Genomic DNA, 15,079 nt, shown 5'->3' on the forward strand with positions numbered 1-15,079 from the left:
TATAAATTTCAATTAATTACTACTCATTTTTTTATTTTGATAATTTTTGTAATTTAGATTTTATAAAAATAAGATTAATGATGGAAGAGTTACAAGACGAATTGTACAAAATAATAAAGCCTGAAAGTTGGGCAAAAAGCTTTTCTGATGAACAACTTATTGAGTTAACGAAAGAAAACGATTTTTCTAAAAGTATTTTAGATGAAGGGAGAGATTATTGTTATTTCTTAGAGAAAAAATTCTCTGCTTTTCAAGATAAACAAATAGAATATGTTCATCTAGCTTATACATTAACAGATCCTGCTAATTTAGAAAAAGCATCAACATACGATACAATTGTAGAAGAAAATGAAACATTTTTGATTCACCGAATTAGTGTAATTAGAGATGGGCAATTAATAGATAAATTACCAGATATTACCATAAAAGTTTTAGATAATGAAAATGAAAGTGGTTCTGGAGTTATTAATAAGAGTAAGAAAATAAATATATCAATCAAAGATTTACGTTTGTATGATATATTAATTTTAGAAGACTCAAAAGAGAAAATTTTTACAGAAAAAGACTTTGTTCGTAAAGAATATAGTAGATATATTTGGGTAAGTCCAGATTCTTATTGGGCTTATGGAAATTATAAATTCGAATTAATCAATCACCGTAATGATGAATTTGAATATAAAAAGAGTTTCTTCCGAGATGAGAATGGTAATTTATTAGAAAGTGTAGTTGGTATAATTCCTTCAGGTGAAACTTTTGTACAAGAACTTCATAATTATTTAAATCCTACAGATCCTAATAGAGAAATTTTTCCTTATATAGATTTTGCAACAAAAAGTAATTGGGAAAAACTGTCCAATTTTATCTTCCCTTATTATGATGAGGTCATTAACAAATTTAAATTAGAAGATTTTGCACCTAATTTAGTTGAAAAATTAAATGAAATAGATAATTTAGAAGATAAGATTCAATATGCAATAGAATATGTTCAGAACCATATTTATTATATTTATAATGCTGATGAAATGAGTGGTCATAAACCACAAGAATCGGATGTAACTTATAACAATAAACAAGGAGATTGTAAAGCTAAATCTATTTTATTAAAAGTTATTTTCGACTATTTAGGTTTAGATTCTTCAATTATTTTACTTAATTATAATACAGACTTTTATTTAAAATATTATTTACCATCATTATTAGCATTTAATCATGTTATTGTAAAAATAGAGCATAAAGGAGAAACATATTATGTAGATCCTACAATGCGTGGAGAATTTGGTTGGTTAGAGAATAGAAGTTTTATTTATTTCTGTCATTATTTAGAAATAAAACCTAATCAACAATTACAAGCTCGCCCAGCTTATGAATTTCCAAAATTTTGTATTGATGAAAAGGTAACTGTTAATGTAAAAGGAAATATAGGTTCTTTAGAAGCTGAAACGTTATTTAGATATAATCGAGCAAATAATATGCGAAGATATTTTAAGAACACGAATAAAAGAGAAATAATAGATAGTTGGAATTCTTTTTTTTATAATGCATTGAATTATAATGGAGACCGACCAGAAATGGATTTAAGAGATATTTTTAAAGAAACATCAATTGATGTAATTTCTGATGATAAAAAGTTGAATGAGTTTAGAATAAAATATGTTGCTAAAATAGAAAATCCTTATTTTACTGATCGTGTAACAAAAGAAAGGTTCTTAATGTATTTTGATCGTAATATTACTAAAAATAACGTTAGAGATTTTATACATAAAGATGCAAGTTTTTGGCATAATTTCGATAGTGAGAAGTATGAAATTAACCTTTCTACTGACCAAAAAATTGATACAAGTGAAAAATATACAATACAAGAATCTTCCATAAAAGATAAATTTTTCACGTTCTCCAGTAAAAAGAATATTACAAATAATGGAGGAAGTACACATATAGAATTTAAACCTCAAACTAATCACGAAATCAAATTAAAGGATTTTGAAAATTTCAGAGCTCATCATCATATTATTGCTGATAGTAATTTTGGCTTAGGAATAGATATTATAGAACCAGGTCTTTCTAGCTGGATAAAATTTAAAATGAAAAAAATATTCAAATAAATAATAAAGCACTTCTTTAGAAGTGCTTTATTTATTTTATAACCTGTGGATAATCGAATATGTTGTTTGGATCATATTTCTTTTTCAATTGTTGTAATCTGGTTAGATTATCCATAAAATAAGATTTATTAGCATCTGGGAAATTAATATCAGGATAATTTCTGTATTGTTTTATATTTCCTAATTTCCTAATTGTATTTTGTATTGTCTCAAATGCTTGTATAAACTTTACTTCTTGATTTGGTAAATCCCAATATGCTTGTAATTCACTTAAGTAATTAATATCTCTATGAGGATAGGCTGTATCCGTAGATTTAATATCATTTATTTTCCCACCTAATGTGTTTATTTGATAAATAATTCCCTTTGTAGAAGTTACTTGATTAAATATATCTTCTAAGCCATTTTCTATATCTTTAATATTTTTATATAAACCAGCGGAGGCATTTTTAAAATAAATAGGTTCTTTAACACCATAATAATTTTTTAAAGCAGCAGCAAGATTTCTATCTTTCATTGGTTTATAATCATTAGCTAATGGAATTAATTCAGAAAAGTAATTTTCAAATTTATCTTGATTTAATTCATAATTAGTAAATAAAATAGTAAGAAATTTACCATTAAGAACAAAAGCAGAAAAAGCTTCACGAGGTAAATTTTCTGTTGATTTGAACCATAATTTTATCAATTGAATGAACTTATCTTTCGTGAGATTAGAAAATTTTAAGCGATAACCACTAAAAGATGGTGGAGCTTGGTAAGTTTTGAAATGCATTTCAGTAATTACACCAAAATTTCCATTTCCACCTCCTTTGCAAGCCCAAAGTAAATCAGAATCAGTAGTAGAATCAATAATATTACCATTATAATCAATCATCTTTACACGAAGAAGATTATCACAAGTTAAGCCATATTTACGACTAAAAAATCCATAACCTCCACCTAATGCTAAACCTCCAATTCCTACAGTTCCACATGAACCAGCAGGAATTACTCGTTTACGTGGTAAAATATTCGCATAAATATCTTGAAGTAAGCAAGCAGGTTGCAAAATGATAGAATTATCTTTTTGCCACGAAATTTTATTCATTAACCCAAGATGGATTAATAATCCATTGTCTATATTAGAAAATCCCTCAAAACTATGTCCACCACTTCTTATAGCTATTTTTAATTTTTTTTCAGTTGCTAAAGCTATCGCTTTTTGTACTCCTTTTTCAGTTTTACACAAAGCAATATATTGTGGGTATTTATCAATTCTTTTATTAAAAGACTTTCTGAAGTTGTCATAATTCTTATCTTTTTTTGTCAATAGAATAAGATCTTCTTCAAAAAAATCATCAAACGAATAAAATGACATAAAAAAAATTCCTAAACTACCTGTACCAAGTAATTTTAGGAATTCTCTTTTTGTATAATTATTTTGTATCATGCTAACTTCTTTAGCTTAAAGATACAATTATTTTATATTATTTTCTTTTAACCAATTTTTATATTTCTCAGCGTTTTTTAAATGTTCTTGATAATCATTTGTATAAACATGATAACCTGGTTTAGCAGGATCAGCAACAAAGAAAATATAATCATGATTTGCAGGATTTAATACAGCATCTATTGCACCTAGATTTGGTAAACAAATAGGAGCAGGAGGTAAACCTTTATTTCGATACGTATTATAAGCATTAGAAGACCATGTCCATTTTTTATAAACACGTTGAATTTTTTGATCCCATCCATTCTCCATTTTATAAGCATAAATAGATGTAGGATCAGCTTCTAATCGCATATCTTTCGCCAATCGATTCATATATGCTCTTGCAACTCGTTGTTGTTCATCCATGTTATCAGAAGATTCTAATTGAACAATAGATGCTAACGTAACAACTTGTAATGGAGTCATTTTTAAAGCTTTTGCTTTTGCTAAACGTTCATCATTCCAAACTTTTTTGTACTGATTGTACATTTTATCCATAAATTTCTCTGGAGTAATTCCCCAATAAACAAAATAAGTTTCTGGAATAAAATATTGTTTTACTGTTTCATCATTTAACGTAGAATCGTTTTGTTCTTTTACAAAATCACGAATAGCAGTTAAAACTTGGATAGAATCCGCATCAATTTGTTTAGAAACAGAAGCAGCTAAATGATAAATAGTAGGTTCATTTTTAATTCTAAGTTTCACTTCTTCTTGATCACCATCTTGTAGACGATCAATGATATCACGATTAGTATCTGATTTTAATATTTTATATTTTCCTGATTTTATAGTAGCAGGATAATCTTCGTTATTTGCATATTCAGTAAAAAGATTTACATCTTTTAAATATGGTTTTAATGAATCTAAAACCTGTTCGAATTTAGCTCCTTTTGTAATGTAAATAAATCCATCTTTAGTTACATTCCCTTTAAATCCATCTAAAAATGAACATCCAACAAATAGGAATGAACAGATTAATACAATGATTAAATTAATTTTTTTCATAAAATTAAATTTCAATTACACCTTCAAAAACTTTTTCAGCTGGTCCGTTTAACCAAACATTGATAAAGTTATGATTATTTTCTTCAAAATTTACAGATAAATTTCCTCCAAGAGCTTTTACTTGAATTTCTTTCTTATTGATAATATTTTTTACATAAGCAGAAATAGCAGCAGCTGTTATTCCAGTTCCACAAGCTAATGTTTCATTTTCAACACCACGTTCGTATGTTCTTATTTTTAAAGAATCATCTGGTAAAATTTCTACAAAGTTTACATTGGTACCTTTTTCAAAATAAGGAGCACCATATCGTATCTCTTTTCCTTTTTCGTAAACATCTATATGATCTATGTCTTTTACAAATTCTACATGATGAGGTGAACCTGTATTCATAAAAAAGTATTTATCATGGTTTTCAACTTCATTTACATCAATCATCTGTAAACGAATTATGTCAGTGTCAACGATACCATGATGAACTCCATCAATGGCATTAAATGTCATTTTGTCAGAAGCGACATCTAAATCATTAGCAAATCGTATAATACAACGTCCACCATTTCCACACATAGTACTTTCATTTCCATCAGAATTAAAATAAACCATTCTAAAATCAGAATTCTCATCATTCTGTAATAATATTAATCCATCCGCACCTATACCAAAATTACGGTCACATAATTTGTTGATAAGTTCAGTAGAAATGGGAAATTGACCATCACGATCATCAATCATTACAAAGTCATTTCCAGCGCCTTGATATTTATAAAATTTTAAATTCAATCTTTTATACTTTTATATATAGATAGCAAAGTTAAAAACTTTTTTATCTCTTATTACTACTGTTATAAAATATTTATAATTCAGTGTTAATATCAGTTAAACATGTTTCAAATGTTAAAATTTTGGTCTTAAATTTGATTTATCAGTTTAAAATAAAAAACTTAAAACATTAAGATGAAAAAATATACAGGTTATTTATTAGTTGGATTAGTAAGTTCTATGACAACTTTAGGAGGTTTTTATTTTGTGAATAACAAAGAAAATAGTCCTTTAATCTCGAATGCTAAGAATAGTAATAATGGAGATTTTGAACTCGTTGATTATAAAGGAAATTATGGTTATAATGCGCCTAATTTTGTAGAGGCATCAAATAAAGCAGTACATACTGTTGTTAGTATTAAGAATTATTCGAATCAAAGACAACAACAACAACAACAACAATTTTTTGATCCATTCGATTTCTTTTTTGGTCAACCAGAGCAACAACAAAGAAGACAACAACAGCAACAACCAGATCAAGATCAACCATCAGGAATGGGATCTGGAGTAATTATTTCTCAAGATGGTTACATTGTAACAAATAATCACGTTATTGCTGGTGCTTCAAAAATAGAAGTAACATTAAATAATCAAAAAAGTTATATCGCAGAATTAGTTGGTACAGATCCAAGTACAGATATTGCTTTATTAAAAATAAATGACAAGGGTTTACCATTTACAAAATTTGTAGATTCTGATGCTATTAATGTTGGTGATTGGGTTTTAGCTGTAGGTAATCCATTTGGATTAACTTCTACAGTAACAGCAGGTATTGTTTCTGCAAAAGGAAGAAGTATTAATATTCTTGGTAAAAATTCTGAATCACCAATCGAATCATTTATTCAGACAGATGCAGCGATTAATCCTGGTAACTCAGGAGGAGCATTAACAAATGCAAATGGAGATTTAATAGGTATTAATACGGCTATTTCTTCTCCAACGGGAGCATATTCTGGTTATGGTTTTGCTGTTCCTGCTAACTTAGTTAAAAAAGTTGTTGAAGATATTAAATCTTACGGTATTGTACAACGTGGATATTTAGGTATCATGGGATTTGATTTATCAAATGATGATGCAGTTAAACAATATAATAAACAATACAAGAAAAATGTAAAATCAGAAAGTGGAGTTTTAGTAACCGAATTAGTTTCTAAAGGTTCTGCAATAGATTCTGGTATTGAAGAAGGAGATATCATCAAAGAAGTAGATGGAAAACCAATTACAAATTTCTCTAACTTATCATTTATTGTTGGTAGTAAAAGACCAGGAGATAAAGTTGCATTGAAAGTGAGAAGAGGTAATACAGAAAAAACATATACAATTACTCTTAAAGACGCAAAAGGAAGTACTAAAGTTAGAAGTAAAGCCGATTTAACTCCAACAGAAATTTTAGGTGCAGATTTTGAACCTTTAACAGAGCGTCAAAAAGATAGTTTTGGTATTAATTATGGGGTTTCTGTAAAAATTAATGATAATACAGCTAAGTTAGCTCAAGCTGGTGTACAAGATGATTTTATATTATTATCTGTAAACGATAAAGAAGTTAGTTCTAAAGCAGATATAGAAAAAGTTCTAAAAAATTATAAAGGACGTGTTTCTATAAAATTTGCTGATTATTATGGAAGAATATATACAAAAGGTTTTACAATGAATTAATGAGTCGATAATATCATTTATAAAATCTTTATAATAAATAGCTATAACAGTAATGTTGTAGCTATTTATTTTTGTAGTTAAAATTTTTTCTATCTGCATTAATATTTTATAAAATATATTAATTTTATAGCATGAAAAAAATAGTAGCATTCTTAGTACTTTTTACTTTTATCCCTACCAATGCACAACAAAAATTAACTGAATATTTTACAGTTAATTTGGGATATGAATATTGGAATGGAAATTTTGGAAAGGTGGGTACAGATTTATTTCTTGTTCAAAAGAATAATAATATACTAACTTTTAGTGCTAATGCTAACATGGGTTATATGAAAGATAAATTTCGTATAATGCCAGAGGTTGGAGCAGGATATATGTTTAATTTCAGTAATAATACAGGAGATCCTTATAGCTCTAATATTAGTTCTGCTTTTTATGTTATTCGTGCAGAAGTCTCTCCATGGACAGTTACACCAAAAGTAGGTTTTGCAGTTCTAAGTCTTTTAGAAATAAACGCAGGATATTCTTTTGAATTTAGAAATAATGATAACTTTAAAGACATGAGTGGTATCAGAGCTGGTTTAACAATTCATTTACCTACTCAGCTTTTTTAAGTTGTTTTTTTAATGCCTTTAAACGATTAAAAAGTTCAGAAGTAGAAATATTCTCTTCAATTGTATTGAATATAAAACCTCCTTGATCAATGTAAAAAAATATTATGATTTCGTGATCAGCAATCTTGAAAGCATTTGTAATTCCATTAATTTTGTTTTCTACCCAAGAAATTTTACATGTTTTTAAATCAAAAGTATGGTCTTCTTTATTTAAAATATCCTGAAAAATAACTTTATTATCATTTACATAAAGTACACCACTTCCTTGAAAAGATTTCATCATTAAAAATTTTCCTTGAGGTCGTCCAATATTATAGCGTATAACAGATTTTAGAACAATATTATCTGGTAAATTTTCGAAAATAAATTGTTCTTTATTTTTTTTAACTTTTGCATCAGAAACTGCAACAATAAAAAATGTTGAAATTAAAATAACAAAAATTAATAGAAGAATTAATATTGATATGAATGTAGCCATATAGTATATGATATATTTAGTTAAAGTTAGCAAAAACATTGAATTGTATCCTACTTAAGGATAAAATATTTTTCTTTTTTTATTTATATAACTAAACAAAAAAATCCGACTTTAAAGCCGGATTTTAATGAAATAATTTTGTTGTTATATTGGTGTATTTATTTCAAAACTTTCTAGGTATTCAGCTACACGTTTTACAAACATACCACCTAATGCTCCATCTACAACTCTGTGGTCATAAGCATGTGATAAATACATTTTATGGCGAATAGCAATCATATCTCCTTGTGGAGTTTCAATAACAGCAGGTTTTTTCACAATTGCACCAACAGCTAAAATAGCTACTTGCGGTTGAGGAATAATAGGTGTTCCTAAAATATTACCAAATGTACCAATATTTGTTATGGTATATGTTCCTCCTTGTATTTCAGTTGGCTTCAATTTGTTTTGACGAGAACGATTTGCCAAATCATTCACTTGTTTAGCTAAACCAGCTAAATTATATTGATTAGCATCTTTTATAACAGGAACAATTAAGTTTCCACTAGGTAAAGCTGCTGCCATACCAATATTTATATTTTTCTTTTTAATGATTTTATCTCCATCAACAGAAACATTTATCATTGGGAAATCTTGAATTGCTTTTGTTACAGCTTCAATAAAGATTGGCATAAATGTAATCTTTTCACCATATTTTTTTGCAAATTCATTTTTGTGTTTATTTCTCCAAAGAACAATATTCGTCATATCTACTTCTACAAAAGAAGTAACATGAGGAGCAGTTTGTTTAGATTGAACCATATTTTGCGCAATAATCTTACGCATTCTATCCATTTCTATAATTTCATCTCCATTTCCTATTGTTATAGGAGCAGCTTGAGGAGTTGAGACTTTATTTTCAACAGGTCTTGTAGATTCTTCTTTTATATTACTTGAAGATTGGTTTCCTCTATTTTTTACAAAACCTAGAATATCATCTTTTGTAACACGTCCATCTTTTCCAGTTCCAACAATACTATCAATTTCTGTTTGAGAAATACCTTCTTCTTTTGCTATAGATTTTACTAAAGGAGAATAAAATTTATCTTCTATAGATGTGATAGATTCAGTTTTTATAGATTCTATTTCTTTATTTAAAATAGTAGCAGCTTCAGAAATTTTACTTTCTTGTACTTCGCTAACTTTTGTCTCTGAATTATTTGAAACTTCATTTTCTACTTCACCTTCAATAGTTAAAATAGCAATCGGTTCATCAACTTTTGCTATACCATCAACAGGGATTAAAATTTCTTTTAAAACTCCTGCTATTGGCGATGGAACATCAGAATCAACTTTATCTGTTGCTATTTCTACAACAGACTCGTCTTCTGCTATTGTATCTCCAACATTTTTCAACCAATTGGTAACAGTAGCTTCCATTACACCTTCTCCCATAGAAGGCAGAATTAATTTATAATCAGACATTGCTTGTGTTTATTTGCTTCATACAAAGCTAAACATTTTTTTTATTCAAAAAAACAGAGATAAATTATCATAGCAACTTTTTAAAATATATTATTCTGATTTTTTAATCGAATTATTGATAATATAATAATTTTAACCTTTTAAAGTATATAAAATTTATCAAATTGATATTATTTTAGAATCATATAAAATTTAAAAATATTCTCCTTAAGCAATAGCCTTATTTAATTTTCTTCCCCAAAAAACAATATAAATAGTCCCAATAATAGAAGGTAATATCCAAGCATAGAAATTATTACCAAAACCTGCACCAGCAACAAGAAAAGCTGTAACAGAAGCTATATAGGCTCCCACAATTCTTCCTACATGAGAAATCAACCATTTTTTATGTCTATTTTCATTTTTATAAAATACGAAGTCCTTGTAAGACATAAAAAATCCTAGAGTTCCAAATATTAATAATAAAATAGGAAAGTTATCATAAAATATTTTTTGATAAATTGTAAATACAATCATAATAACACTAATTGTTAACATTATTCCCGAAATAATTTTATCAAAATAATTTTTATATCCTTCCTCTTTATAGTTTATAACTCTATTCCCCATTAAAATCATATAAATTGTAAAAATACCAATCATTAATAAAAATGAATTATGATGGTTAGGAAACATGCAAATAAATAAAGAAATTACAGAGCTGATTAACATTCCTACAGAGAAAATTTTTCCTAACTTCTTATGAAGTAAATTCCCTTTTTTCGAAAACATAATTGCTGTTCCAGCTATTAATCCTATTCCTCCAAAAAAAGCATGAACGTAGATAATTATTTTTATAAGATTTTCCATATTGTGTTTGTTTTAGTGTAAAACTAGACACAGTTGTATCTATATGAAAAATTAGTTTACTGAATTGTATTTTTAATAGGATGAGTTGTAAAGCTTTTTGGGCGTTCACTTCGGGCGGGCTTTTTGTTACAATCTTTTTATTTCGCTAAAACGCTACATAAAAAGGATTTTCACGTCAATCCCTAACGCATATTCTGTACAATAAATAAAGAAGTTTTTTATTTAATGTTTAATGTTTCAATCGCATCATTTATCAAATCAAATTCATAACCTTTATAAACTAAGAAGGATTTTATTTTATTTATTTTCTTAAACGAATCACGTTCACTGTATAAACTATTGTATTTTTTTTCAGCAAGACGAGTGATATTTATCCAATATTTATCAGAATCAATTTCCTCTTTAAATGCAGAATCAATTAATTTTTGATCAATATTACGCATTTTCAATTCCTGTCGAAGTCTATTTTTTCCCCACATTTTCTGATTTACTTTTCCTCTAACAAAACTAAAAACAAAACGTTCTTCATTTAGAAAACCATAATCAATTAATTTAAAAATAATTTCATTTTTAGCTTCAGGAATCAAATCATATTCACGAATTTTTTTCTCAACTTCCCAATGACATCGATCTTGATAAAGACAATATTTAGCCATTTTATCTTTAATCTCATCAATTGTATATATTTTTTTAGTATTATTTTTTTGAGGGAAATTCATTCCGTAAAATTAATAAATTTTCTATGTTTATATTATATACTTAAAAAGTATTAATAATTCAAATTGAATATATGTTCTTATCAAATCGATTCTTTTTTAATAACTTAGTTCTTAATTGTATAATAAATTATTACTAATAAAAATTAGTTTTATAGTTTCAATAAATTTTTAACTCTTTTTTGAGTGTAATTATTTTTAAATTTAGAAAGTATATATTCAGTCTTTTATATACTTTTGCAGACTTGTAAAAAAATAATAATTATTTTATTTTCAATTTAATGGAGATTCAGTATTTTTTTGAGTTGTTTGGAACTCTTTTTTTTGGTATTTCTGGTGCGTTAGCAACAGATGATCAAACTGATTACGATTGGTTTGCAGCAGGATTTATTGGTTTCCTAACTTCTATAGGAGGAGGAACAGTTCGTGATATTTTACTTTCAGTTGATATTATGTGGATAAAAGATGTGAATCTTTTATATGCAGCAGGACTTGGAGTTCTTTTAGCTGCAATTTTTTATAAACCTTTATTGAGATTAAGAAGAACTTTTATGCTTTTTGATACGTTAGGAATAGCTTTATTTACTATTGTAGGAATGGAAAAAGCTTTAAAATTAGGAATTGATCCAGTTATTGCCCCTGTAATGGGAATGTTTACAGCTGTTTTTGGATCAGTAATTCGTGATACAATGCTAAATGAGGTTCCGATTCTTTTTAGGAAAGAAATCTATGCTGTAGCATGTCTTTTTGGAGCAATAGTTTATTTAATACTGATGCAATTTAATGTAGAACGAAGTATAAATTTCTTTATTTCAGGAGGAGCAATAGTATTCGTACGTTTAATGGCTATAAAATATAATTTAGAATTGCCGAAATTCAAACGTTATTAATGATAGAAATACAATACATTTTCGAATTATTCGGAACGGTAGTTTTTGCAATATCTGGAGCATTAGCAGCAGATGAACGTAAAAAACATGATTGGTTTGGTATTGCATTTTATGCATTTATAACAGCCGTTGGTGGAGGAACATTACGAGATATTTTTTTGAACAGCTATCCACTTGTTTGGATTAATGATATGAATGTTATTTTTTCCGTCTTTATCGGAGTTATTTTAGCAGGAGTTTTTTTTAATTACTTTTCTAAATTGAGAAAGACTTTTATGTTTTTTGACACGTTAGGAATAGCATTATTTACAATAGTAGGATTAGAAAAAGCACATTCACTCGGAGCAAATGATTTTATCTCTGTATTGATGGGAATGTTTACAGCTGTTTTTGGTGGAGTTTTAAGAGATATTTTAATAAATAAAACACCAACAATATTTGTACAAGAAATATATGCAACAGCTTGTATTATAGGAGGAATTGTTTATTTAATTTTAGAAAGTTTTGGAATTGACCGTAATAGTAATTTTATTATATCCGGAGCTGTAATTGCTATTATAAGGATTATAACCGTTAAATATAATCTATCTTTACCTAAATTTTAAAAAAATCTTCACTTATTTTGTAACCTTTTTTCATTGTATTACGTATACATATATAAATGGGGTACACATCTATTTTTAAAACATTGATATTAAATTCATAAAATAAGAGGCTTTAGTTAAATGAGACAGCTTAAAATTACAAAACAGGTAACAAATCGTGAAACTGCATCGTTAGATAAATATTTACAAGAAATTGGTAAAGTAGATCTTATAACGGCAGAAGAAGAAGTTGAGTTAGCACAACGTATCAAAGCAGGTGATCGTGTTGCCTTAGAGAAATTAACAAAAGCAAACTTACGTTTCGTTGTTTCTGTTGCAAAACAGTACCAAAATCAAGGGTTAAGTTTACCTGATTTAATTAATGAAGGTAACTTGGGTTTAATAAAAGCCGCACAACGTTTTGATGAAACTCGTGGTTTCAAATTTATTTCTTATGCTGTTTGGTGGATTCGTCAATCTATCTTACAAGCATTAGCGGAACAATCTCGTATTGTACGTTTACCATTAAATAAAATTGGTTCTATTAATAAAATTAATAAAGCTTACGCTTTATTAGAGCAAGAACATGAACGTGCTCCATCTGCAGAAGAAATTTCTGAAGTATTGGACATGTCTGAAGGAGATGTAAAAGAGTCAATGAAAAACTCTGGTCGTCACGTATCTATGGACGCACCTTTAGTAGAAGGAGAGGATTCTAACTTATATGATGTATTAAACATTGGAGAATCTCCATCGCCAGATGTTCAGTTAATGATTGAATCTTTACGTGTAGAAATTGAAAGAGCTTTACAGACTTTAACACCACGTGAAGCAGATTTAATTCGTTTATATTTTGGATTAAATGGTCAACATCCGATGACATTAGAAGAAATTGGAGAAACTTTTGACTTAACTCGCGAACGTGTTCGTCAGATTAAAGAAAAAGCAATTCGTCGATTAAAACATACTTCGAGATCGAAAATATTAAAAACTTATATCGGTAGATAAAAAAAAACCAGCTTTTAAAGCTGGTTTTTTTTTTATAATAATTTTCCACTCAGTATTGCAGCGGAAATTGTAAAGTATATTATAAGTCCAGAAACATCTACCAATGTAGCAACAAATGGTGAAGATGCTGTAGCTGGATCAAAACCTATTCTTCTAAGTATAAATGGAACTAATGATCCAGATAATGTTCCCCAAAGAACAATGGCAATTAATGATAAAGCAACTGTAATTGCTATATACATCCAATATTCACCATAATCATAAATTCCGAGTTGTTGCCAAATAGCTATTCGAATAAAACCAACAACTCCAAGAATTCCACCAAGAATTAATCCCGAAGTGAATTCTTTTTTCATTACATACCACCAATCTTTTAACTTTAATTCTCCCAAAGCCATTGCACGAATGATTAATGAAGCTGCTTGAGATCCAGAGTTTCCTCCACTAGAAATGATTAGAGGAACAAATAATGCTAAGACAATAGCTTTTGCAATTTCATCATCATAATAACTCATTGCAGATGCTGTAAACATTTCTCCTACAAATAAAATAACTAACCAACCTGCACGTTTTTTTATTAATTCAAGAATTGGAGTTTTAGTATATGAAACATCTAATTCTTCCATCCCCCCGAATTTTTGAATATCTTCTGTATCTCGCATTTTCATACGATCTAAGATGTCATCAAATGTTACGATTCCAACAAGAACACCACTTTCAGTTACAATTGGAATGGTAGAGCGATCATATTTTTCGAATACTTCAAAAGCATCTTCAATAGGAGTAACTGTTGTTAAAGAAACAAAATTATGATCAATTAATTCTTCCATTTTTGTTTCTTCATCTGCTAATAAAATCTCTCCAATTTTTAAATCGTCTATTAGTCTATTTTTTCCGTCAACAATAAAGATATAATTTAATGTTTCAGCTTTTTTTCCATATTTTTTTATGTGATGTAAAACCTGTTTTACAGTATAGTTTTCTTTTACTTGTACATAATTTGGAGTCATTAGACGAGCAATCGAATCTTCATTGTATCCAATAAGATTAAGAGCAATCGTTCTTTCTTCAGGGTTTAATAAATTAATAAAGTGTTTGATTAATTCGTCAGGGAAATTTTCTAAAAGTTCTGTTCTATCATCAGGATCAAGATTATTTAATACTTCAGCTAAATCTTTATCAGTCAAACTTTTTACAATTTCTTGTTGAATTGTAGGATCAAAATAAGAAAAAACTTCAACTTTTTCGTCATTAGAAAGCATGTAGAAAGCAATATTTCTACTTTTTACATCTAACCCTGATAATTGTTCTGCAATATCAGCAGGGTGTTGATTAAGCATGTTATTTTCCATAAGTTTAATTGTTTTTCCCTTTGTGCAAAAGTAAGCTCTTTTGATTGGAAGATAATTATAAGTT

General features: G+C 27.8%; 14 protein-coding genes. 6 read left to right on the forward strand and 8 right to left on the reverse strand.

The window, feature by feature from the left end; genetic code table 11:
- Positions 1-80 precede the first annotated feature (80 nt).
- Complete coding sequence (locus RT575_RS07670) at positions 81-2,102, forward strand: hypothetical protein (protein ID WP_313579999.1); 2,022 nt, start codon at positions 81-83, stop codon at positions 2,100-2,102.
- A 31-nt stretch (positions 2,103-2,133) separates the two neighbouring features.
- On the opposite strand, the gene RT575_RS07675 is transcribed toward RT575_RS07670, so the two are convergent.
- Genes RT575_RS07675 through dapF form a run of 3 tightly spaced genes read right to left on the reverse strand, consistent with a single transcriptional unit; the run spans position 2,134 to position 5,365 of the window.
- On the reverse strand, positions 2,134-3,534 hold the full coding sequence (locus RT575_RS07675) for an FAD-binding oxidoreductase (RefSeq protein WP_313579954.1): 1,401 nt from the start codon (positions 3,532-3,534) through the stop codon (positions 2,134-2,136).
- Positions 3,535-3,561: 27 nt separating this feature from the next.
- Complete coding sequence (mltG, locus tag RT575_RS07680; protein WP_313383594.1) at positions 3,562-4,584, reverse strand: endolytic transglycosylase MltG; 1,023 nt, start codon at positions 4,582-4,584, stop codon at positions 3,562-3,564.
- Between the two features lie 4 nt (positions 4,585-4,588).
- Positions 4,589-5,365 (reverse strand): diaminopimelate epimerase, encoded by a 777-nt coding sequence (gene dapF / locus RT575_RS07685; RefSeq protein ID WP_313579956.1) that lies wholly within the window; start codon positions 5,363-5,365, stop codon positions 4,589-4,591.
- Between the two features lie 174 nt (positions 5,366-5,539).
- On the opposite strand from dapF, the gene RT575_RS07690 reads away from it, so the two are divergent.
- On the forward strand, positions 5,540-7,060 hold the full coding sequence (locus RT575_RS07690; RefSeq protein WP_313579958.1) for a Do family serine endopeptidase: 1,521 nt from the start codon (positions 5,540-5,542) through the stop codon (positions 7,058-7,060).
- Positions 7,061-7,191: 131 nt separating this feature from the next.
- A complete protein-coding gene (locus tag RT575_RS07695; RefSeq protein WP_313579960.1) occupies positions 7,192-7,674 on the forward strand; it encodes a hypothetical protein in 483 nt (160 codons plus the stop codon).
- Here the strand turns inward: RT575_RS07695 and RT575_RS07700 are convergent.
- The 4 genes from RT575_RS07700 to RT575_RS07715 form a co-directional block, all read right to left on the reverse strand.
- Positions 7,658-8,152, reverse strand: a complete 495-nt coding sequence (locus RT575_RS07700) for a hypothetical protein (protein ID WP_313383600.1) — start codon at positions 8,150-8,152, stop codon at positions 7,658-7,660. The genes RT575_RS07695 and RT575_RS07700 overlap by 17 nt on opposite strands.
- 144 nt (positions 8,153-8,296) lie before the next feature.
- Positions 8,297-9,616: a dihydrolipoamide acetyltransferase family protein gene (locus tag RT575_RS07705; protein ID WP_313579962.1), complete on the reverse strand. Its 1,320-nt coding sequence runs from the start codon at positions 9,614-9,616 to the stop codon at positions 8,297-8,299.
- 207 nt (positions 9,617-9,823) lie between these two features.
- Complete coding sequence (locus RT575_RS07710) at positions 9,824-10,465, reverse strand: hypothetical protein (protein WP_313579964.1); 642 nt, start codon at positions 10,463-10,465, stop codon at positions 9,824-9,826.
- A gap of 218 nt (positions 10,466-10,683) precedes the next feature.
- Positions 10,684-11,184: a regulatory protein RecX gene (locus RT575_RS07715; RefSeq protein ID WP_313579966.1), complete on the reverse strand. Its 501-nt coding sequence runs from the start codon at positions 11,182-11,184 to the stop codon at positions 10,684-10,686.
- A 278-nt stretch (positions 11,185-11,462) separates the two neighbouring features.
- Between RT575_RS07715 and RT575_RS07720 the strand changes: the two genes are divergently transcribed.
- The 3 genes from RT575_RS07720 to RT575_RS07730 all read left to right on the forward strand — a co-directional run bounded on the left by RT575_RS07720 (position 11,463) and on the right by RT575_RS07730 (position 13,663).
- Positions 11,463-12,071, forward strand: a complete 609-nt coding sequence (locus tag RT575_RS07720; protein ID WP_313383607.1) for a trimeric intracellular cation channel family protein — start codon at positions 11,463-11,465, stop codon at positions 12,069-12,071.
- A complete protein-coding gene (locus tag RT575_RS07725) occupies positions 12,071-12,676 on the forward strand; it encodes a trimeric intracellular cation channel family protein (protein ID WP_313579968.1) in 606 nt (201 codons plus the stop codon). The genes RT575_RS07720 and RT575_RS07725 overlap by 1 nt, the downstream gene beginning before the upstream one ends.
- Positions 12,677-12,796: 120 nt before the next feature.
- Complete coding sequence (locus tag RT575_RS07730) at positions 12,797-13,663, forward strand: RNA polymerase sigma factor RpoD/SigA (RefSeq protein ID WP_019975176.1); 867 nt, start codon at positions 12,797-12,799, stop codon at positions 13,661-13,663.
- Between the two features lie 32 nt (positions 13,664-13,695).
- Here the strand turns inward: RT575_RS07730 and mgtE are convergent, their stop codons facing one another.
- Positions 13,696-15,060 (reverse strand): magnesium transporter, encoded by a 1,365-nt coding sequence (mgtE, locus tag RT575_RS07735; protein ID WP_313580001.1) that lies wholly within the window; start codon positions 15,058-15,060, stop codon positions 13,696-13,698.
- Positions 15,061-15,079: the final 19 nt, after the last annotated feature.

Origin of the sequence: Chishuiella sp. (assembly GCF_032109125.1) — a bacterium.
GTDB lineage: Bacteria > Bacteroidota > Bacteroidia > Flavobacteriales > Weeksellaceae > Empedobacter.